The 20868-nt window shown below is 37.3% G+C and carries 16 protein-coding genes and 6 tRNA genes; 15 read left to right on the forward strand and 7 right to left on the reverse strand.

The genetic code is table 11. The features are described 5' to 3' along the window. Nucleotides 1–11 precede the first annotated feature (11 nt). From AAC388_RS03220 to AAC388_RS03230, 3 genes are all read right to left on the reverse strand, one after another. A complete protein-coding gene (locus tag AAC388_RS03220; RefSeq protein ID WP_342371188.1) occupies nucleotides 12–3110 on the reverse strand; it encodes an efflux RND transporter permease subunit in 3099 nt (1032 codons plus the stop codon). Between the two features lie 15 nt (nucleotides 3111–3125). Next, nucleotides 3126–4235, reverse strand: a complete 1110-nt coding sequence (locus AAC388_RS03225; RefSeq protein WP_080749841.1) for an efflux RND transporter periplasmic adaptor subunit — start codon at nucleotides 4233–4235, stop codon at nucleotides 3126–3128. Nucleotides 4236–4303: 68 nt separating this feature from the next. Next, entirely contained in the window at nucleotides 4304–4942 is a 639-nt protein-coding gene (locus AAC388_RS03230) for a hypothetical protein (RefSeq protein WP_213071362.1), read from the reverse strand. Between the two features lie 284 nt (nucleotides 4943–5226). Here AAC388_RS03230 and pilG point away from each other — a divergent pair, with 284 nt between their 5' ends. The 7 genes from pilG to AAC388_RS03265 all read left to right on the forward strand — a co-directional run bounded on the left by pilG (nucleotide 5227) and on the right by AAC388_RS03265 (nucleotide 15018). After that, nucleotides 5227–5610, forward strand: coding sequence for a twitching motility response regulator PilG (pilG, locus tag AAC388_RS03235; protein ID WP_000389061.1), 384 nt, complete (start codon nucleotides 5227–5229; stop codon nucleotides 5608–5610). Nucleotides 5611–5632: 22 nt separating this feature from the next. Then, complete coding sequence (locus AAC388_RS03240) at nucleotides 5633–5995, forward strand: response regulator (protein WP_002116220.1); 363 nt, start codon at nucleotides 5633–5635, stop codon at nucleotides 5993–5995. A 60-nt stretch (nucleotides 5996–6055) separates the two neighbouring features. Continuing rightward, nucleotides 6056–6592, forward strand: coding sequence for a chemotaxis protein CheW (locus tag AAC388_RS03245; protein WP_002116439.1), 537 nt, complete (start codon nucleotides 6056–6058; stop codon nucleotides 6590–6592). Between the two features lie 42 nt (nucleotides 6593–6634). Then, nucleotides 6635–8713 carry a methyl-accepting chemotaxis protein gene (locus tag AAC388_RS03250; RefSeq protein WP_032036912.1) on the forward strand — a complete coding sequence of 693 codons (2079 nt, stop codon included), beginning with the start codon at nucleotides 6635–6637 and terminating at the stop codon, nucleotides 8711–8713. A 147-nt stretch (nucleotides 8714–8860) separates the two neighbouring features. Beyond that, entirely contained in the window at nucleotides 8861–13366 is a 4506-nt protein-coding gene (locus AAC388_RS03255; protein WP_342371189.1) for an Hpt domain-containing protein, read from the forward strand. Further along, nucleotides 13366–13833, forward strand: coding sequence for a hypothetical protein (locus tag AAC388_RS03260; RefSeq protein ID WP_342371190.1), 468 nt, complete (start codon nucleotides 13366–13368; stop codon nucleotides 13831–13833). Before AAC388_RS03255 ends, AAC388_RS03260 begins: the two co-directional genes overlap by 1 nt. Nucleotides 13834–14136: 303 nt before the next feature. Continuing rightward, nucleotides 14137–15018 carry an alpha/beta fold hydrolase gene (locus tag AAC388_RS03265; protein WP_068565024.1) on the forward strand — a complete coding sequence of 294 codons (882 nt, stop codon included), beginning with the start codon at nucleotides 14137–14139 and terminating at the stop codon, nucleotides 15016–15018. Between the two features lie 134 nt (nucleotides 15019–15152). Here the strand turns inward: AAC388_RS03265 and dapE are convergent, their stop codons facing one another. The 3 genes from dapE to AAC388_RS03280 all read right to left on the reverse strand — a co-directional run bounded on the left by dapE (nucleotide 15153) and on the right by AAC388_RS03280 (nucleotide 17564). Next, nucleotides 15153–16289 carry a succinyl-diaminopimelate desuccinylase gene (gene dapE / locus AAC388_RS03270; RefSeq protein WP_005064372.1) on the reverse strand — a complete coding sequence of 379 codons (1137 nt, stop codon included), beginning with the start codon at nucleotides 16287–16289 and terminating at the stop codon, nucleotides 15153–15155. Between the two features lie 126 nt (nucleotides 16290–16415). Next, entirely contained in the window at nucleotides 16416–16559 is a 144-nt protein-coding gene (locus AAC388_RS03275) for an entericidin A/B family lipoprotein (protein ID WP_014207555.1), read from the reverse strand. A gap of 123 nt (nucleotides 16560–16682) precedes the next feature. Next, nucleotides 16683–17564: a DUF1853 family protein gene (locus AAC388_RS03280; RefSeq protein ID WP_342371191.1), complete on the reverse strand. Its 882-nt coding sequence runs from the start codon at nucleotides 17562–17564 to the stop codon at nucleotides 16683–16685. A gap of 103 nt (nucleotides 17565–17667) precedes the next feature. Here AAC388_RS03280 and AAC388_RS03285 point away from each other — a divergent pair, with 103 nt between their 5' ends. From AAC388_RS03285 to AAC388_RS03320, 8 genes are all read left to right on the forward strand, one after another. Beyond that, the gene (locus AAC388_RS03285) at nucleotides 17668–18036 is read left to right on the forward strand and encodes a YbaN family protein (protein ID WP_014207553.1); all 369 of its coding nucleotides are present in this window, start codon (nucleotides 17668–17670) and stop codon (nucleotides 18034–18036) included. 212 nt (nucleotides 18037–18248) lie between these two features. Continuing rightward, nucleotides 18249–18752, forward strand: coding sequence for a cell wall-recycling L,D-carboxypeptidase ElsL (gene elsL, locus AAC388_RS03290; protein WP_002116462.1), 504 nt, complete (start codon nucleotides 18249–18251; stop codon nucleotides 18750–18752). A gap of 206 nt (nucleotides 18753–18958) precedes the next feature. Then, nucleotides 18959–19034: transfer RNA gene (locus AAC388_RS03295), tRNA-Val, on the forward strand. Nucleotides 19035–19058: 24 nt separating this feature from the next. Further along, nucleotides 19059–19135, forward strand: a tRNA-Asp gene (locus AAC388_RS03300). Nucleotides 19136–19182: 47 nt separating this feature from the next. Next, nucleotides 19183–19259, forward strand: a tRNA-Asp gene (locus AAC388_RS03305). 89 nt (nucleotides 19260–19348) lie between these two features. Next, a tRNA-Val gene (locus AAC388_RS03310) sits at nucleotides 19349–19424 on the forward strand. A gap of 36 nt (nucleotides 19425–19460) precedes the next feature. Beyond that, nucleotides 19461–19537, forward strand: a tRNA-Asp gene (locus tag AAC388_RS03315). Between the two features lie 66 nt (nucleotides 19538–19603). Then, a tRNA-Val gene (locus AAC388_RS03320) sits at nucleotides 19604–19679 on the forward strand. Between the two features lie 374 nt (nucleotides 19680–20053). On the opposite strand, the gene AAC388_RS03325 is transcribed toward AAC388_RS03320, so the two are convergent. Continuing rightward, a complete protein-coding gene (locus tag AAC388_RS03325) occupies nucleotides 20054–20839 on the reverse strand; it encodes a YdcF family protein (RefSeq protein ID WP_342371192.1) in 786 nt (261 codons plus the stop codon). Nucleotides 20840–20868: the final 29 nt, after the last annotated feature.

A 20868-nucleotide genomic window follows, 5' to 3' on the forward strand; every position in this document is an offset into this window, starting at 1 on the left:
TAATCGCTGCATTATGACATGAATCGTCGTGTTTGACGCAGCATAAAGTTTTTCAAGTCATCCAGATAAGTGAAAATGACGGGTACAACCACAAGAGTCAACAGAGTAGAGGTTATCACACCACCAATAACCGCATGAGCCATTGGTGCGCTTTGCTCACCGCCTTCGCCGAGACCTAAAGCTAAGGGAACCATTCCCATCACCATGGCACTTGTGGTCATCAAAATTGGACGTAAACGGGTCTTACCAGCTTGTAAAATAGCGTCATAACGGCTCACACCCTGATCCATCGCTTTCTTAATAAAATCGATCAGCAAAATCGCATTTTTAGTGACAAGCCCCATCAGCATGATAATACCAATAATCGAAAACAGATTTAGGGTGCTTTGGAACAAGAATAGGGCAAGAAAAACACCAATCAATGACAAAGGTAAAGAGGCCATAATTGCTGCGGGATGAATAAAGCTATTGAACTGAGAACCTAACACGATATAAATAAATACAATCGATAGGGTAATGGCAGTTAATGCGTATCCAGCAGATTCAGCCATGTCTGCATTTGCCCCTTGAGTATCAAATGTATAGCCCGCAGGTAGCTTAAACGCCTTTTGCATTTTGTCGATGTCTTGACCAATATCTCCACTCGGGCGACCTGAGGTATTTGCCTCAATAAGAACCTCACGTTCAAGATCACGTCTGTTAATTTGCGAAGCACCGAGCTTTTCTTTGATCGTTGCGACGGCACTCAATGGAACTAATATATTTTGTCCAGCTGCATTGGTTTTATTAGAGTTGATATATAAATTTTGTACATCTTGCGGAAGCATACGTTTATTTTCATTTAAACGTAAATTTACATCATAAGTTTCGCCGTCACGATCTTCCCAAGTGGTGACATTATCGCCCGCAATTAATGGTCGAATGGCATTCGCAATTTGGGAAACAGATAAGCCCAAATCACTTGCTAGCACGCGATTAATATGAACACCCAAAGTAGGTTTGGGTTCTTTCAATGAACTTTCTAAATCAACTACGCCTTTAATTTTTTCCATTTCAGCAATAAAGCGATCTGAAATTTTTTGTAGTTCATTTAGGTCAGATCCTTTAATAGAAATCATGATTGGCTTTTGTCCGCCAGAGACAGAGTCTTGTGCTGCGGCAACAGAAGTTACTCGAATACCCGCTACAGTTTGCAAACGATCACGGAACTCATTATTGAGTGTATTCAGATCTGAGCTACGTTCTTGTTTTGGCTTTAAGGTCACCCCTAAACCAGCATGGTTTTTACCAGAGTCTACTTCACTGTTAACCACACCATAAGTAGAAACGACATCGGGGAATTGTCTAATAATTTGATCGACCTGATGTAATTTGGCTTGGGTATATTCTAAAGAAGAATCTACAGGAGTCTCGAACTGGATACGGACTTCACCTTTATCTGGTGTAGGTACAAATTCGGTTCCAATCAGTTTCGATAGCCCTAATGCAGCAAATAATGAAGCGATTGCAACAATAACCGTGATTAAACGGAAGCGTAGAGCAAGCTTTAATAGCTTTTCATAAACATGAGTAAGCCGATCTAGCAAATTAGAAATATGGTTAAAAAAACGTTGTAGCCAATTATCTTTTTTCTTTACAGGATCTTTCCAATGAGCTGAAAGCATTGGATCGAGCGTAAAGCTAATAAACATTGAAATTAAAACAGCTGTACTGACCGTTACACCAAATTGATAAAAGAAACGTCCAATCAGTCCCCCCATGAAGGCTACGGGTAGAAAGACTGCCACAATAGTAAGCGTGGTTGCGAGTACTGCTAAACCAATTTCTTTTGTCCCTTCAAGAGCAGCGGTCACATGGTCTTTGCCCAGTTCAGTATGTCGGACGATATTTTCCCGAACTACAATTGCATCATCAATGAGTAAACCAATACTGAGTGATAAAGCTAACAGCGTCATCATGTTAATGCTAAACCCAAATGCCCAGATAAAAGTTAAGGTTCCGAGCAAGGTAATCGGTAAGGTTAGACCAGTAATAACTGTAGAGCGGAAAGAGCCTAAAAAGAGTAAAACAATGAGAACTGCTAAAGCAGCACCTTCAATAATGGTTCGAACAACATCTTTGATTGAAGCGCGAATACCTTTAGAGCTATCAGCTACGACTTTGTAATCTAAACCCGCAGGCATTTGATCTTTTAATTTCTCTAACGTTTGATAAGTCTGATCGACGACTTTAATGACATTGGCATCGGAACTTTTTAAGATATCTACTGAGACCGCAGTTCTTCCATTATAAAAGGCACTCGATTGTAGTTCGGCTTGTGTGTCCTCAACACTTGCTACTTGCTTTAAAAAAATGGGTGAGCCATTTTTATTGGCAATGACCAAATCACCAAATGCAAGGGGATGAATAACTTTCGATTGAATCTGTACAACTAGTTCAGAGTTTTTTTGTTGTAAGGTCCCTGCAGGGACTTCAATATTTTCATTTTTTAAAGTGTTAATGACTTGATCAATACCAATGCCGTAGCTTTGCAATTGTGCAGGAATAACCTTTATTCGTATTTGCCGTTTAGCGTCGCCCAATAAATTCACATTACCGACACCCGAAACCGTTTTAAGCTGAGGTACGATTTTTTTATCTACATAGGAACTTAATTGCGCCAAACTCATGCTGTTTGATTCAAATACGACTGACATGATTGGACTAGAAGAGGGGTCATAGCGTTGCACAATCGGTGTATCAATTTCATCACGGAACTGCGCTGTGACGGGTGCAATTTTGTCACGAACATCCTGAGCAGCAATCGCCGAAGAAGTATCAAGATTAAACTCGGCAATCACCATTGAAAGGCCTTCACTTGAGCGTGAGGTAATCTGTTTAATTCCTGAAATAGTATTAATTTGATCTTCAAGTTTTTTTGTTATATCTGACTCAACCGCTTCTGGTGATGCACCCGCATATTGTGTAGTGACTACTACGAATGGGAAATCTATATTCGGAAACTCTTCGACAGTCATACGTTTCCAAGATGCCAACCCGAGTACCATTAAGCTAAGCATCATCATAATGGTAAAAACGGGGTATTTCACACTGATTCGAGTAAACCACATACGCTATTTGCTACCTTATTTATTTTTGTCGGTTGTAACCGTCACTTTTTTATTAATGTCGGAATCTTCAAATTGAATACGGCTGACCAGATCTGTGCTTTGTAAACCTTCGACTAAAGCAATATTGTCGTTATAACGCTGTTCAACCACCCGAATTTTAACTTTTTGAATGGTGTGATTGCGTATTACCCATACAAACGGGTCATGTTGTATATTTTGAATGCTGTCTAAAGGAATAGTTTGGCCTTGATGAGTGTCATTGCGCAAAATGTTTCCATTAATGAAAGCTCCAATACTTAACGAGTCAATTTTTTCTTTAGGGGCAGCAAAGAACTCAATTTGTCGACTGTCTTGATCGGCAACAGGTGAAATGCGAGTAAGCGTTGCATTTAGTTGTTTAGAATTGCCCTGAATTTGATATTGAATGTTACTACCGATCTTAAGCGCAGATTGCTGTTCAATTGGCAACTTGGCCTGTATTTCAAGTTGATCAGGATTTACGATTTCAAATAGTGTTTGTCCAACTGAAACAGTTTGGCCAGGTTCAACTTGGCGTTTAGTAATCACACCTGAAATTGGACTAGTAATAATTCCGTCTTGATCCGCTTTTTTAGCAATATCAACATTCGCTTGTTGTGCTTTTACACTTTCAAGCTGGCCTTTATAGTCAACCTGACTTTGTTCAAACTCGACACGAGCAATAAAACCTTGATTAAATAATCTTTGTTTTCGGTTCATCAAATTACGAGCAAGTTCAGCTTGTGACTGAGCTGATGCAAGGTTGGCGCGTGCTTGCGCTAATCGTGCAACATTGTCCTGATTATTCAATCTCACCAGAACTTGGCCTTTTTGTACCTGTTGTCCCACATTTGCAGTGACATTCGTCGCTGTTGCGCTTACTTGCGCCTGAATGGAACTTTGCTGAACCGCACGAATAGTTCCTGTAAATGCAGTTTGAGAATCAAGAGCTCCTTCTTTAACTGCAATAAGATCTTGAGGAATAAGCTCAATTTTTACAGGAGCTGAGGCTGAGGTTTGAGTTGTTTCTTGCTGATTACATGCAGCTAAAATTAAACATAAACTAATAATACTCAGTTTAAAAAAAGTAGAAGGGGTGAGATGCATTGTGTGCATACAGCATCATCCTATAATTCAAATTTTATTTTGCCCCTATTCTTGATAAACCTTTGCAGTTATTCAAGCTTTTTTAAACGATCGATAATATTTTCATACTCATTGTTGGTTCGGTTATAGGTCTTGGAAAGTGTTTCAAGTGTTTGTTTAACCCGATTAATATTATTTAGATTGTTTTCAATCAACGCCTTATGACGCTCAGGAATCGGTTCTCCTTTTCTGAAATACTCCATTTCCTGACGCTTAAATAAAATTTTGTCTTGTTGTAATTGATTAAGTTGTTCCTGTTGATAATTAATTTGCTTTTTTATAGACACTAATGCCTGATCTCTTTTAATCGAAGCTGTCTTACTATTGCTATAAGCTTTTTTTAATTTGATATCTTGTTCTTTATGTCGCGCTAGTAATGCTCGTTGACTTGATTGATTTAAATCAGCTTCAGCATTATAAGAATGGTTTCTTTTTATCACTTGCATATTACGATCTAGAGCTTCATAACCATAACGAATATGAGCAGGTGTAACCGATGTACTAATATTGGCAATACCATGTTGATCATAATAACGGTACCAAACCGCTTTAGGCGTATCGGCAAGAGCAACACCAGAGGGTAAGAAAAAGAGTGATCCGAAGGAAATAATGCCTATAGATACAGACAAACAGTTCCTGTAAAAGGCATATTTCATCCTGTCATTCATTGAAAATCCCCAAAAAAGATAGCTAAGTCACTTATTTTTAAATATTTAATCTTCATTATATTAATTATTATTTAGCTGAATAAAAATATAGTCATTATAAAAAAAATGATAATTTTAATTAAAGTGTGATGAGGTTAAAAGTTATTGTTTATAAATGAGAAAGTAGACAAAAATGCCTCATTGAAAATAGAAGGTGAGATATGTTAAAAATGCGTATAAATGTGTAAAAACAAATTTAAGTTAAATTGCATTTATATTTTATTTTTATGGGGATGGAAGATTAAATGGAAGATGCATTCCAAAATCTGAAAGTAATGGTGATTGATGACTCAAAAACCATTCGCCGTACAGCAGAAACCTTATTACAGCGTGAAGGCTGTGAAGTGATTACTGCTGTGGATGGATTTGAAGCTTTGTCCAAAATTGCAGAAGCAAATCCGGATATTGTTTTTGTCGATATCATGATGCCTCGTTTAGATGGTTATCAAACTTGTGCTTTGATAAAAAACTCTCAAAATTATCAGAACATTCCCGTTATCATGCTCTCTAGTAAAGATGGTTTATTTGATCAGGCAAAAGGGCGTGTGGTAGGTTCAGATGAATACTTGACGAAACCTTTTAGCAAAGATGAATTGTTAAACGCGATTCGTAATCATGTAAGTTCATAAACAATAATTTGAGGGCAAACAAATGGCACGTATTCTCATTGTAGATGATTCACCAACAGAAACTTTTCGTTTTAAAGAAATCCTAACCAAACATGGTTATGACGTGCTTGAAGCATCAAATGGTGCAGATGGTGTAACTCTTGCAAAAGCAGAGCAACCAGATCTTGTATTGATGGATGTTGTAATGCCGGGTGTAAATGGTTTTCAGGCAACACGTCAGATTACTCGTGATGAAGACACTAAGCATATCCCTGTTGTGATTGTGAGTACTAAAGATCAGGCAACTGACCGTGTATGGGGCAAGCGTCAAGGCGCAATCGATTATTTGATTAAGCCAATCGAAGAAAATCAATTGATTGATGTAATTAAACAATTTCTAAATTAACTCATCCATCCATAAAAACATAAATAACGGGCATTTTGTACCCGTTTTATAGGATCGAGTATGGCAGCGAATGGATTTATCGAGTTACTTCGTTTGTCTAAACGGGGTAATAAGAATTACGCTTCAGTTCAAAATGAAGCACAGCGATGGTCAGGAATTGCTTTTGAAATGAGAGGGCAATACTTCGTCGCACCACTTGGGGAAGTGTCAGAAGTAATCTATCCACCAAAATATACACCAGTTCCAAATACCCAAAGTTGGGTAAAGGGATTGGCAAATATTCGAGGAAGACTACTTTCAGTGTCTGATTTGGCGCATTTTATTTTAGGGCAACGAAGTTCATTTTCGTCAACTCAAAAAGTATTGTGTATTAGCCATCGCGACCAGTATGTGGGGTTGGTCGTGGATCAGGTTTTGGGGATTCAGCACTTTAATAAAAAAAGCTTTTTTTCTCAAAGCTTAGACTTAGAGGAAAATCTAAAAGAATATTGCCAAGGTTATTTTCATCAACATAACCAGCATTGGCATGTCTTTTTATTTAGTCGTTTATTGCAAAACCCACATTACATGAATGCATCGACAAAATTTATAAACTAATTTTTACGCTGTGAAAACAGAGTATTTTTCTGGGGAAAAGCTATGGGCTTTAAGCTTAAAAAGAAAGGCAGTAGTCGGGTTACGTCCGAAAAATCGGGTGTCAATTTTATTGCAACAATCCAGTCAAAAATTGAGCAGTTTGCCAGTTTATTTGGGGAAAGTGAAAAGTCCAAGCCAATCCTATATGCAGCACTTTTATGTTTTGTGCTTGCATTAGTTTCTCTAGCCTATCTGTTCTATAACGTACCACGTCATAACCAGTTAATTCGAAGTCTCGGTGAGTTACGTTTGTTATCTCAAACGATTTCTAAACAAGCAACTGAAGCAACTGAGTCTGGCTCTCAAGAGGCAATCACCAAGCTACAGCAGTCTCAAAAAGACTTTAATGAAAACTTACTTGAGATTGAAAATATTCACGGTAAATCGACTGATGAATATCAAAAAGTTCAAGTTATGTGGACTGAACTTTCAAAAAACATCGATTTGATTTCAGCACATCAAAAAGTCCTTAACCAGCTATATGACACTAACATCTCTATTAGCGAAACCGTTCCTGAGATTCAGGCAGAATATAACTTGATGGTTGACCAAATGGCGCGTCAAGGTTTGCCAAGTAGTCAGGTAATTATTGCTAAAAACCAGGTGTTTATTGCCGAACGTATTTTACGTTCTATTAACTCGGTATTAAGTGGTACCGATGGTAATGTATCGACTAGCGATTTTGGTGTAGACATTGATACGTTTGGTACGTATTTAAATGCTGAACTTAATGGTAATGCTGAATTGGGTGTTGATCGTATTGCAGATCCAGCATTACGTGAATCATTAGAAAGTATTAAATCTGAATATGACAAAGTCTTAAAATCTGCTGCTGCCACGGTATTAAAAAATGGTAACCAGATCGTCAATGTTCGTCAGGCATCTTCTCAGATCTTCTCTAAATCAGATGTGATGTTAGATAACTTGGGGCATTTATCTGATGTAGCAAGAAAGAACTGGCTTACTTTATTGTTAGGCGCGGTGCTAATCAGTTCTTTAGCAGGCTTAATCTTCTCAGTATTTAAATTGATCACATTACGTAGTGTGATGGATAAGCAACGTGTTACTCGATTACAAGACGAATATGACCGTAACCAAAACGCGATTTTACGTTTACTTGATGAAATCGCCGATCTTGCAGATGGTGACTTACGTTCATATGCAACCGTATCTGAGGATTTTACGGGAGCGATTGCCGACTCGATTAACTTTGCGATTGACCAACTACGTGACCTTGTATCCCGTATTCATGAAACCTCTCAAGAAGTTGCTCGCTATACGCAAGATACGCAGAGTATTACGAACCAATTAGCAGAGGCGTCTGAGCATCAGGCTCAAGAAATTGCTGGTGCATCAACAGCAATGAATGAAATGGCGCAATCGATTGACCAAGTATCTTCAAATGCATCTGAGTCTGCTGAGGTAGCAGAGCGTTCGGTACAAATTGCCTCTAATGGTGCGCAAGTGGTAAACCGTTCAATTGAAGGTATGGACACAATCCGTGAACAGATTCAAGAAACGTCTAAACGTATTAAGCGACTGGGTGAGTCTTCACAAGAAATTGGTAACATCGTATCGCTCATTAACGATATTGCCGACCAAACTAACATTCTTGCATTAAACGCAGCAATTCAAGCATCTATGGCTGGTGAAGCAGGTCGTGGTTTCGCCGTAGTTGCTGACGAAGTACAGCGTCTTGCAGAGCGTTCTGCATCGGCAACTAAACAGATCGAAACTCTGGTTAAAACAATTCAGACCGATACAAATGAAGCTGTTATTTCGATGGAACAAACCACCACAGAAGTTGTGCGGGGTGCAAACTTGGCAAAAGACGCGGGTATTGCCTTGGATGAAATTCAAAAAGTATCGGGTGACTTAGCAAACTTAATTGCCAGCATTTCTGATGCAGCAAAACTTCAATCCGCATCTGCCAGCCACATTGCTACTACCATGACAGTCGTACAAGAAATTACTTCACAAACGACAACTGCAACCTTTGATACAGCACGGTCTGTTTCTGAACTAGCAAACATGGCAGAGTCATTACGTGAATCGGTAACGGACTTTAAATTACCTGATTAAATTGGGGATGAGAATAGCTGTTTCTGTACCGCTATTCTTCTAAAAAGTATTAACAACACCAGATAAATATTGGGGAAACAGCTATTTTTCTGGTGTTGACTCTGTCGTTTTTCTCCATTTTGGAGACAAGCAAAAGAAGCCTTTGCTATGAAAGAAATATTAAAAACTTTAACTGAAGCAATGATGCTACCGGAAGATAGCTACCCTCAACAAGACGATGAATTTCTTGAAATATTTGTCGAAGAAATTGAAGAAATTTTTGTTGAATTACAATCTTTGATTCACGAATGGATGCAATCTAAAAATATTGCTACGCTTACTGAAATCCGCCGTCATTTTCATACATTGAAAGGTTCTGGGCGAATGATTGGTGCCAAATCTTCTGCTGAGCTTGCTTGGACTGTAGAAGATACGCTTAATCGGGTAATCAATCAGAGTCTCGGATTAACTCCTGACATCCAACAATATGTTCAGTTGGTATTTAAGTTCTATTTCTTTAAGTTAGTAGATGACTTCAAATCTAAAAAAGATCATACCTTAGACTTTAGGCCCCTCATTTTATTGGGACAACAATTACAACAACAGCAAAGTATAGAACCCGCGTTAGACAAACTTTTATTATTATCAGATATTCTTACTGCTGAAACTCAAACTGGTTTAGAAACAAATGACTTAGAACCAGAATCAACAGAAGTTTTAACTATTTCGACTCCAGAAGTTGCTATAGAAACTGAACAGACTCTTGCTGAAACCTTAATTTTATTTATGGAAGAAGCAGAAGAGCACTTAGCGACAATTGATCAGTTTTTGGAAAAAGAAATACATCAGCATGAAAGTTATAATGCTTTAATACGTGCGTTACATACATTACGTGGCAGCTCTGCCATGGCTCATGTAGAACCAATCTTTGAAGCCAGTACCAAAGTTGAGCATTTATTTAAAATACTATTACAAGAAGAGCTTTCTTCTCATTCTGAAGAAATTTCATTACTCCGTGATTATCGTCAGTTTATTCGAAATAGTTTAGATCTATTGGCTTCACATTGCTCTACTGAGCAATTGGAATCTGATCTACAAAAATTTAATCAGGTTTGGGATGCTTACATGGAGCAGCATGGTGAGCATTCGAGCCCACTCATGCCTCCACATGGTTTAGTGTCTCAGCTGTTACAGCTAGATGTTGCTGAATTACTTGATGCGGAGTTAGATTTTGAGAAGGGTATACGTACAGAGTTTCCTCATTATCTTGAACGTTTAAGTGAACAAGCAGATGTTTTGCTGCAACATACTCAATCGCAGGCAATGATTGGTTTATATGAATATACTAACCAGTTGAAAGAAAGCTACGACATATTGCTTGATCGACCTGACTTATTGCAATCAGATTATGTTTTTGAAATTTATCAAAAAGCGCACCAACAATTAATTCAGTTATTTGATGCATTAGCCGCAGGACAAAGAGTAAGTATTATTGAGCAACACCAAAATGTCTTGGACGAGCTAAAACTATATACTCAATATATTCCAAATCTTAATTCCGAATCATTAGAAACTCATCAAGACGTTTTTGAACCATTGTTTAATGCTGAAGTTGAACAAACAGCGAATGATCCTCTGATAGAAAATGTATTCACTGATCAGGTCACCATAGGGCAGAGTGTACAACTAGATCGACAATTCATTTCATCTGAGCATGTAAACCGTCATTTTGATCCAGATCTTTTAGATATTTTTCTTGAAGAAGCCGATGAGTTGCTTGAGGGAATGGATACAGATCTTAATCTTTGGGTTAATGATCAAGAAAACTTTGCCGCTCTCAATAATCTGATGCGTTATTTGCATACCTTAAAAGGTGGGGCAAATATGATTCAGGCAACTTATATTGGTTTAATTGCACATGAGTTAGAAAGTATTTATGAGCGTTTAATTCAAAAACAGTTGGTAGCTTCGTCTGCTCTCATTGATTTTATTCGACTAGTTCAAGATGACTTGGCTGACCGTCTGCAAATAGTACGTGAACAGCACCTAGATTATGCTGCTTCTCATACTATTCAAGCACTTAAAAATGCAGGTCAGGTATTTGATTCTCATATTAAAGAGAGCAAAACAGAACCTGAAACGTATGTTATACCTGAATTAAATTTTGAAGTATTACAACAAGAAGCGATAAATAATACAGCATTAAGCTTCAGTGAGTTAACTTCTGGTTCTGAGCAGATTACTGAATCTAATAATCAACTTGTTGAGCAAACCGAATTACAAGTTCTTTATGTTGATCACGATCATACAGAAAGTATCCTAGATCAAGATATTAATACTGTTGTCGAGCAGACATTCATGGAGGAGGCGGCCGAACTATTAGAGTTGGCCGATCACTTATTAAAACAATGGTTCGAGCAACGTACTAACCGTAGTATCTTGCTTCAACTACAAAGGGCAGTGCACAGCCTGAAAGGCGGTTCCCGTATGTTGGGACTTGAAACCGTGCAAGCGATTGCTTATCAACTTGAGAATGCTTTTGAACAATTTGCGCTTCATCATTTCAGCTCAAATATTTATGACAACTTATTAGAGAGTGCAATTGTCTGGTTAAAAGAGGCAATTTTTAAACAAAATTATCAACACTTCGATGGTTTACAACAAAGTCTGGAAAATATCCAGTTCATTGAAACAGCAATTCAAATTCCTAGTAAGTTAACTAGAACTGATCTATTCAGCACGGAACCTGTAATGAGTTTTGTGCAAGGTGACGGTACAGAACCACCGCCAATGATGGGTGAATGGGAACAAGCACAACGCCTTGATCAAAATAATGAGATGATTCGAGTCTCGGCAGATTTAATTGAAAAAATGATTGATCTGTCTGGTGAAAATTCGATTAACCGTTCGCGAATTGAAATGGATTTAAGCCAATTTGGTCATACCTTAGCGGAAATGGAATTGGCTATTCAGCGACTTGCAGATCAGTTGCGTCGAATGGAAGGCGAATTAGAAACCCAAATTATTGCAAAACACGGTATTGAGAACTCACGTTATACGGAATTTGATCCTTTAGAGATGGACCAATATTCTTCATTAAATCAGTTATCAAAGTCTCTTGCCGAGTCTGCATCGGATTTAGTAGATTTTAAAAATACACTATCTGAAAAGATCAGAGACACCGAAGGTTTATTGGTACAGCAATCGCGTATTCAGGCTGAAATTCAAGAAGGTCTTATGCGAACACGCTTAGTACCATTTTCTCGATTGTTGCCTCGTCTGCAAAGAATTGTGAGGCAGACTTCTACCGCGTTAAATCGACCAGCAGAGCTTTTTGTTAATAATACAGAAGGCGAGCTGGACCGGACAATGTTAGAACGTTTGGTTACGCCACTTGAGCACATGCTTAGAAACGCAATTGACCATGGACTAGAAGACCGTGCGCAACGTGAACAAGCTAAAAAACCAGAAACGGGACGTATTGAACTCAATATTCATCGTCAAGGTACAGATGTTGTAGTTACATTTAAGGATGATGGGCAAGGTATTGATATCGAGAAGGTTCGTCAAAAGGCGTTAATGTCTGGTTTGATTAATCCAGAGCAAGTATTAGAACATCAAGATATTTTACAGCTAATTTTCCATCCTGGTTTAAGTACAGCCGATCAAGTGACTCAGATCTCAGGTCGTGGCGTAGGGCTGGATGTCGTGCAAAGTGATATTAAGGCCTTAGGTGGCCATGTGAGTGTCGACTCTGTATATGGGCAGGGAACTGTCTTTACTATACGTGTTCCAACGACAGTAGCTGTTAGTGATGCTTTAATGGTTAAAGTTGCTGATCAGCAATTTGCAATCCCACTGGCTCAGATTGATCGAATTGTACGAGTTTCACCAGCATCATTAGAACAATATTTCGGAAGTGCACAAGAGTTCTTTGAATTTGAAAATAAGCGTTATCCATTACGTTATTTATCTGAGTTTGTTGGTAACCAACCAATTCCGCGCTTAAGTGGAATGATGTATTCATTACCAGTATTAATGATTAAGGCAAGTAATGGACAAACCGTTGCATTATTAATTGACCAACTGATTGGCTCACGTGCACAGATTGTAGTTAAGCCAATAGGACAACAATTCTCTAGCATTGGTGCGATTGCAGGAGCAACTATTTTAGGTGATGGTCAAGTTTGTCTAATTTTAGATGGACAAAATATTGCTCGCCAAATTCAATCTACTCGCCGACATAAATCGCTTAATGAAACTATCTATAGACAACGCGAGTCTGACGAACGACGTCTTATCATGATTGTAGATGACTCGGTAACTGTACGTAAGGTGACGTCTCGATTACTTGAACGTCAGGGCTATGATGTAGTCACAGCTAAAGATGGGGTTGATGCGATTGAGCAATTGGAAAATATTAAACCAGATCTCATGTTACTTGATATTGAAATGCCACGAATGGATGGCTTTGAGGTACTTAATCTCGTTCGACATCATGATCTACATCAAGATATACCAGTGATTATGATTACATCACGAACTGGTGAAAAACACCGTGAACGAGCATTTACTTTAGGTGTGAACCAATACATGGGTAAACCTTTCCAAGAAGAAGACTTACTTCACAATATTGATGCGTTATTCATGACATTTGAAGGGAGACTTGCCTAATGAAAAGTAATATAAGTACATCCTTAATTAATGAAATGGACCAGCAAGAGCTTCAGCATTTAATTACTGTCTCAACTGGTTTTATTGATGCATATATTATCGAGTGTCATCAGCAAGTGCCGATGCTATTGCCGCAAAATATAGTGTTATCTGCTATGGATGTTAAAAACAGTATCAAGCATATTGAATGGCATGATGTAAAACTCCCTGTTTATTCGGTTCACAACGAAATAGATTCTCGAGCAGTAGCTTTAGTCATTGAAAGCGAAGATATCAGCCAACGTTTTGCACTCATCTGTAAATCGATGCCAGTTTCAGTTCGTCTGCGTATTTCTGAAGTCGTAGATGAAAATGACGATATACAAGAGTCTTTACAGCACCCAACTGTATTTAAATATATTCGTATGGACAATCAACGCTACCATGTTCCTAATTTGCAATATATTCAAGATTCTCTTCACCTATAGAATCTATAAAAAAGGAACTCATTTTGAGTTCTTTTTTTATAAAAAATAGGTAAAATTCTTTTAGAGAATATAAATTTATTTTAAAAATCATTGAAGCGCTTGCTTTATTTATATCGCAAATTTATATTTTATATGTATTCCAAATGCTAAAATATAAGAAATTACTAATATTTACTTTTAATAAAGCCTCATACTGAATTTTAAAAGGAGATAAATTAAAAATATAGTTAAAGGAGGAACTTACTTTGTCATATTAATCATAGCAAAATAACCTAGAATAAAATCTTCTATAGCAGAAAATAAATGTCAATTCATAAAGAGCTACATATTTTAGAAACAGATGATCAGGGTGAATTTGCTTTATGGGAAATTTCTAAAAGAAATAATTCTCTAATAAAAAAAGAAGCAATTTTCTTATCTCATGGTGCATTTTCGGATAAAACTGTTTGTATAGGCATTGCAGATTATTTGGCAAATCATGGTTATATTTGTTTTATTTTAGAGTGGCGAGGGCATGGTACTAGCCCAAAAACAGATATACCATTTAATTTTGAAACTGTTGCATTATATGAATATAAAACTGCATTTCATTATATTTACCATAATTTTAATATAACTTCCTTGCACTGTGTAACACACAGTGGTGGAGGGCTATGCTTAACCATGTTCTTAATTAATTATCCTGAATATTTAAAAAATATTCAAAGTATTACTTTTATTGCTTGCCAAGCATTTGGAGCAGTAAATAATTCCTTTGATTTTATTAAATTGTTTTCTGCAAAATTAGTTGTAAAAGGTCTAGGTCAGATTCCTGCTAATAAATTTAAGTTGGGGCGAATAAATGAAACCTATTACACGATGCGTCCATGGTTTAATTGGAACTTAAAGGAAAATTTTATAAGTGAATTTAAAGATATAGATTATAAAAAATTTATGAGCTCTATTAGAGTTCCAATATATTCTATTTGCGGGACTGGCGATAAATTTATTGCCCCTGCTAAAGGATGTTATAAGTATTTGCAAGCTTTTGAAAATGAAAATAATATATTTCGAGAATTTGGCTATTCCAATAGTAACTTAGAAAATTATTCTCATAGTCGAATTGTACTTAGCCAAAATGCTGCTAAAGAAGTCTGGCCAACTATATTGCAATGGATAGATAAGAATTCAAAAGCAGCTTTTTAAGCTCTTTATATTAAAACTAATTTTCTAGTTTTTGAATATAAATAATATTTAAAATTTTTAAAGAATGTACTGATACTTTAAATATAAAAAACGCCCCAAAAAGGGCGCTTTTTCAATTCATTAGATTTTAATTTTTACTTAGCTAACAAATTTTCCAAAATTTGTTCATAAATATCAGTTAGTGGATCAAGGTCTTGTACATCAACATGTTCGTTAATCTGATGAATTGTTGCGTTAAGAACACCTAATTCCAATACCTGTGCGCCTGTTGGAGCAATAAAACGGCCATCAGAAGTACCGCCACTCGTTGAAAGCTCAGTTTCAGTACCCGTTACGTTCAAAATAGCAGTTTGCGCTGCATTAACGAGTTCACCCACAGGTGTTAGGAATGGTAAACCAGAAAGATTCCAAACGATTTCGTACTGTAAACCGTGTTTATCTAAAATCTCATGCACACGTTGTTTAAGTTGTTCTGCTGTTACTTCTGTTGAATAACGGAAGTTAAAAGTAACTTCTAGTGCGCCAGGAATGACATTTGTTGCGCCAGTGCCAGCATGAATATTTGAAATCTGAAATGATGTTGCTGGGAAATATTCATTTCCATTATCCCAAACAGTTTGGCACAGTTCTGCTAAAGCTGGTGATGCTTCATGAATCGGATTACGCGCCAAATGTGGGTAAGCCACATGACCTTGCTTACCTTGAACTTTTAATACGGCATTAAGTGAACCACGACGACCATTTTTAACAATATCACCCAATTTATGAGTACTAGAAGGTTCGCCTACCAAACACCATGTCATCTTTTCGTTACGTTTTTCAAGAGTCTCAATCACTTTAACCGTACCGTTAATAGCAGGTCCTTCTTCATCAGAAGTAATTAGAAAAGCAATCGAACCCTTGTGATCAGGATGTTTTGCGACAAAACGTTCAGATGCAACGACCATAGCTGCAAGTGCTGTTTTCATATCGGCCGAACCACGACCATATAATTTTCCATCGCGAATTTCAGGTGCAAACGGATCTGAATTCCATGCTTCTAACTTGCCTGTCGGAACTACGTCAGTATGACCGGCAAAACAAAATACAGGTTCTTCAGTTCCGCGACGCGCCCAAAGATTGTCAACTTCACCAAAACGCATCGGTTCAATATGAAAACCAATTTTGGCTAAACGGTCTGCCATGATGGTTTGGCATGTATGATCAATAGGAGTAACAGAAGGTTGTTGTAACAGTTCTAAGCTAAGCGAGAGAGTGTCTGAATGGTTCATACCGAAAATTGCGTGCTGATCAGGTGAAATATAGTCCGATATAATAGGCGAATCTCTAGGGGATAGGTACGTAAAAATAAAAAAACCTTATCGGAATGATAAGGTTTTTGAAGTAACAACTCTAACTTACATTTTATCTTGTGTTTTTTCAGCAGTATTTGTTACAGCATCACCTGCTTTAGAAACATCTTGCCCAAAACCTTTAAACGTATTACACCCTGTTAAAATAACAGCAACCATTACAGACGCAGCTAAAACTTTTTTCATCATTTTCTCCGTTTAAATTTAATAATGAAGTAAATTTAGATTAAAAAACAAACGGAAAAAGAAACATGACTGTTTAATAGTAAAAACGTTATAAAATGTTTCTAGAAGCTTAAAACTTATTGTTAATTAGCTTAATTTTTGCAGGTGAGGCTTAATGTTTAAGTACCAAGGATGTCTAAACATATAAAACAAAACCTCTTCACTATTTTTACAATATAGACCGTCTGTCCACCAATGTGCTGGATTTGAAGTCTGCTCTTTATTTGGACACAACCATTCGTGTCTTTCTAATCGATAAAAAGAAGAATGGGGAATGGTAGTCCCCCAATATCCCAAACGACGCTTTAAATTTATCCAGTCTGGTAGCGACTTTTGAGAATTTAACTGAAATGGCAGGTAGAGTTGTCCTTTTAAAACCGCAAAACGTTGTTGAATCTTAAAATTTAATGCTTCAGAAAATTGAAATTGCTTATTCGTAAAATGATAAAGTTTCTTGCTCAAAGTATCCTGACGGTTTAATCCAATCCATTGCTCTAAATGTAATTGTGCCTCGCCCAAATAGTATTTTAACGCGACTTCCCAATGTTCAATTTGTTGAGTTTCTTTATTTAAAATTAAAAAATCTAGCTCACCTAAAGTTTTTGCTCCATCAATCTTTTGAATGCTATGACCTAACAGTTGGTAAGGATGATAATTATCCTCTTGTAGCCAGAACCAAAGTAAATTCTCAAAGCGTAAACCTAAACGTGTACTTTTAAGTTGAGATAAAAACTGGATTAAAGGCTCTGGTGACTGATCTAGCTCTTGTAACCGTGGTAAATAATTTTGGAAATGCTCTTCCCATACTTCGGTTGGGTGCAGCTTAAAGTCGTGTTGTATAGAAAAACTTTTTGGTAATTCGCAAAGTAAATTTGGACTAGCAATACAAAAAGCTAGCTGTCGCACGATAGGATGTTGAAATTGAAGCCATGGTTCGAAATAGGAAGTTTTCACTGAGGCAATATTCATATATTTAATACTCGAAGTAATTCATCCTAATTTCATAAGGGATCAACAAACAATATTAGAAAAACACTTTATACTAACGCTAACAGCAGGTTAAGGTTTATATATGCGAACATTGTTCTGGCGCTCTTTGGTCGTGATTTTTATCACGCTAGGTATTATTGGAGCAATTTTACCAGGTATGCCCACAACAGTGTTTTTGATTCTGGCTGCATGGGCAGCTTCAAAGGGATGGCCACAAATGGATGATTGGTTATTAAACCATCCCAAATACGGCCCAACATTACGTGATTGGCGAACCAATGGTACAGTACCACGTAAAGCCAAATGGATTGCAAGCATAATGATGGCAATCAGTGGCCTTATAATGCTATTTACTTCAGCACCGCTTTGGGTCAAGATTTTTACTGATACTACCATGTTGATCGTTGCAGTTTGGTTATGGCTACGCCCTGAGCCAAAATTAAAAGATTGATAATCTTTTAATTTTGGCGCAAGACAAGCAGTGAAACTGCGCGTAGATAAGAGAGGATTGATAATCTTTTAATTTTGGTGCAAGACAAGCAGTGAAACTGCGCGTAGATAAGAGAAGATTGATAATCTTTTAATTTTGGCGCAAGACAAGTTCTTCATATAAATTTTTACTTAAACTCAAAGTATTTGAGTTGATATAAGAGAATAAGTTCAATGTCTCAATTTAAGCTCGAAGATGCAGATGTCCTCATCGATTTAGCAAATCAAACATTAACTTTGCCTAAACATAATAAGTTTTATGTCATTTCTACCGGAAAGAACGGAATCGGTGAGCAAGAGAATACTGGTAGGACTCCACGTGGATGGCATAGGGTTGCAAAAAAAATTGGTGCCCAATCTCCTCAAAATGCGGTTTTTATTGCACGTAAGCCAACAGGGGAGGTCTATAGTAGTGAACTTGCAGCACAATTCCCTGAGCGAGATTGGATATTGTCACGCATTCTTTGGTTAGATGGCTTAGAAGAAGGCTTCAATAAAGGCGATGGCCACGACACCATGCAGCGTTATATCTATATTCATGGCACTCCTGATAAAGAACCGATGGGCGTTCCCATGTCACATGGCTGTATTCGAATGCGTAATGAAGAAATCATTGAACTGTTTGATTTAGTCGCTGAAGATGCATTGGTTTATTTGTCTGAGCAATCTTTAACCTAAAATAAGATTTTAAAAATTCTTATTTAATTAGCTGAATGATCAAAATATTAAAATAAGTGCTTAAATAAAATACAAAAAATTGTTTTTTACTTAATAATGACTTATTTTTAATCATTCATTCGCATTTTTTTGAAAAGTTGTCGAAAAGCGTTTGACACCTGTTAAAGATTCTCTATAATGCACCTCACAAACGATGAAGACGTTAAGGGCGCTTAGCTCAGTTGGTAGAGCGTCTGCCTTACAAGCAGAATGTCGGCGGTTCGATCCCGTCAGCGCCCACCAAGCCTTTACGTTAAGCTCTCAAGTGCAGCGGTAGTTCAGTTGGTTAGAATACCGGCCTGTCACGCCGGGGGTCGCGGGTTCGAGCCCCGTCCGCTGCGCCACTTAAGACTTAACATCGTTTACCCCACAATTGCGATATTGTGAAAGTGCAGCGGTAGTTCAGTTGGTTAGAATACCGGCCTGTCACGCCGGGGGTCGCGGGTTCGAGCCCCGTCCGCTGCGCCACTTTTCAGTTCGGGTTGTGTTTGGAAGATGATTTAAGATGTAAAAATTTTAAATCGAAAAATTAATAATTTATTAGTTTTTTCTTCTTGGGGCGCTTAGCTCAGTTGGTAGAGCGTCTGCCTTACAAGCAGAATGTCGGCGGTTCGATCCCGTCAGCGCCCACCATATATGTGACCATACTTTATTTTAAAGTATTGTAGTGCAGCGGTAGTTCAGTTGGTTAGAATACCGGCCTGTCACGCCGGGGGTCGCGGGTTCGAGCCCCGTCCGCTGCGCCATTCTCTTGATTCCCTTGTCTAGAGAATGTAGAGTATGAAGATACATTCGTTATCTTTTCTCATTAAGGGCGCTTAGCTCAGTTGGTAGAGCGTCTGCCTTACAAGCAGAATGTCGGCGGTTCGATCCCGTCAGCGCCCACCATAATTTCTATCAGAAATTTAAAATTCCCTAAATTTATACTCATCTATAAATATCTTATACTTACATGTAAATTTATTTACTATGTGACTCAGTTTAGATACAACTTTTCTATTCTAAAATTAAAGTCCTTATATCTTTAAGTTATTCTTTTTATTGATCGCTAGTTTTTTAATTTTTTAGCATTGGTGTTTCTTCATGCTTTTGATGGGATTCCTTAACCTCATTAAATTGCGTTACTAGTGCTTAAAGATAAGTATCTAGCCTGTAATTACTAGTTCTAGCTAATATCAACTTTGTATTTGTACCGATCACTAATATTTTCACAAAAAAAACTGCTATTTTTTTAAATAGCAGTTTTCCGATTAAATTATTTTTTAATATTCGTTTAAAATCCATCCACTTGCATATGCGAAATATTCACGTAACCATGCATTGTAGCGAGTAGCTAATGGTGTCTCGGCCGCTACCCCATAAACTTGGGTATAGCCCTGTTTTTTTGCAATTGCTATTGCTCGAGGAATATGAAAATCACTTGTCACAATAGCGATTGGCTGGTCTAAGGTAATGTGGTGCTGTTCTAATAAGGGTTTACTATTTTTTAAGTTAAGCTCTGTGCTGGTGCTTTTATCTTCAAGGATCATTTGATCTCTTGCGATATGATACTTTTGTTCAAGATAACGAGACATAACCAATGCTTCGCTTTCTTTTTCTGAAAAATCAAGACCACCTGTTAAGACAATCTGTGCTTGCTGCTGTTTAAGTGCTAAAAGGGTGGCCGTATCTAAACGTTTTGCAAGAATTGTGGATGGCTGACCATTCTCAACACCGCTTCCTAAGACAATAATTGCTTTTACTGGAGGAATATTATTTGAAGTATCTTTATTTTCTTTAATAAAGCTAAAAAAATAGCCTAAGCCAATTAACCATATCCAGAAGCATAACCATCCAAAACGCCAAAGTGTGTGTAAGCGATAGTGATAGAAGAAAAAGCGTTCTAAATGATAATAAAATAAGGAATATAGGCAGAAGAAAGCACCTAAAATTAAAGGAATAACGGTTCCTACATTAATTTTATTGAGACAAATTAGAACTAATCCATCTAGAAATAAAATCGAACCAATGATTGCTAGGAAAATACGGATCCACTTACTGACTTGCATTGTGCTTAGAGTTGCAATTTAAATTGCAG

The sequence above is a fragment of the Acinetobacter sp. D009 genome (assembly GCF_038562025.1).
Classification (GTDB): Bacteria; Pseudomonadota; Gammaproteobacteria; order Pseudomonadales; family Moraxellaceae; genus Acinetobacter; species Acinetobacter pittii.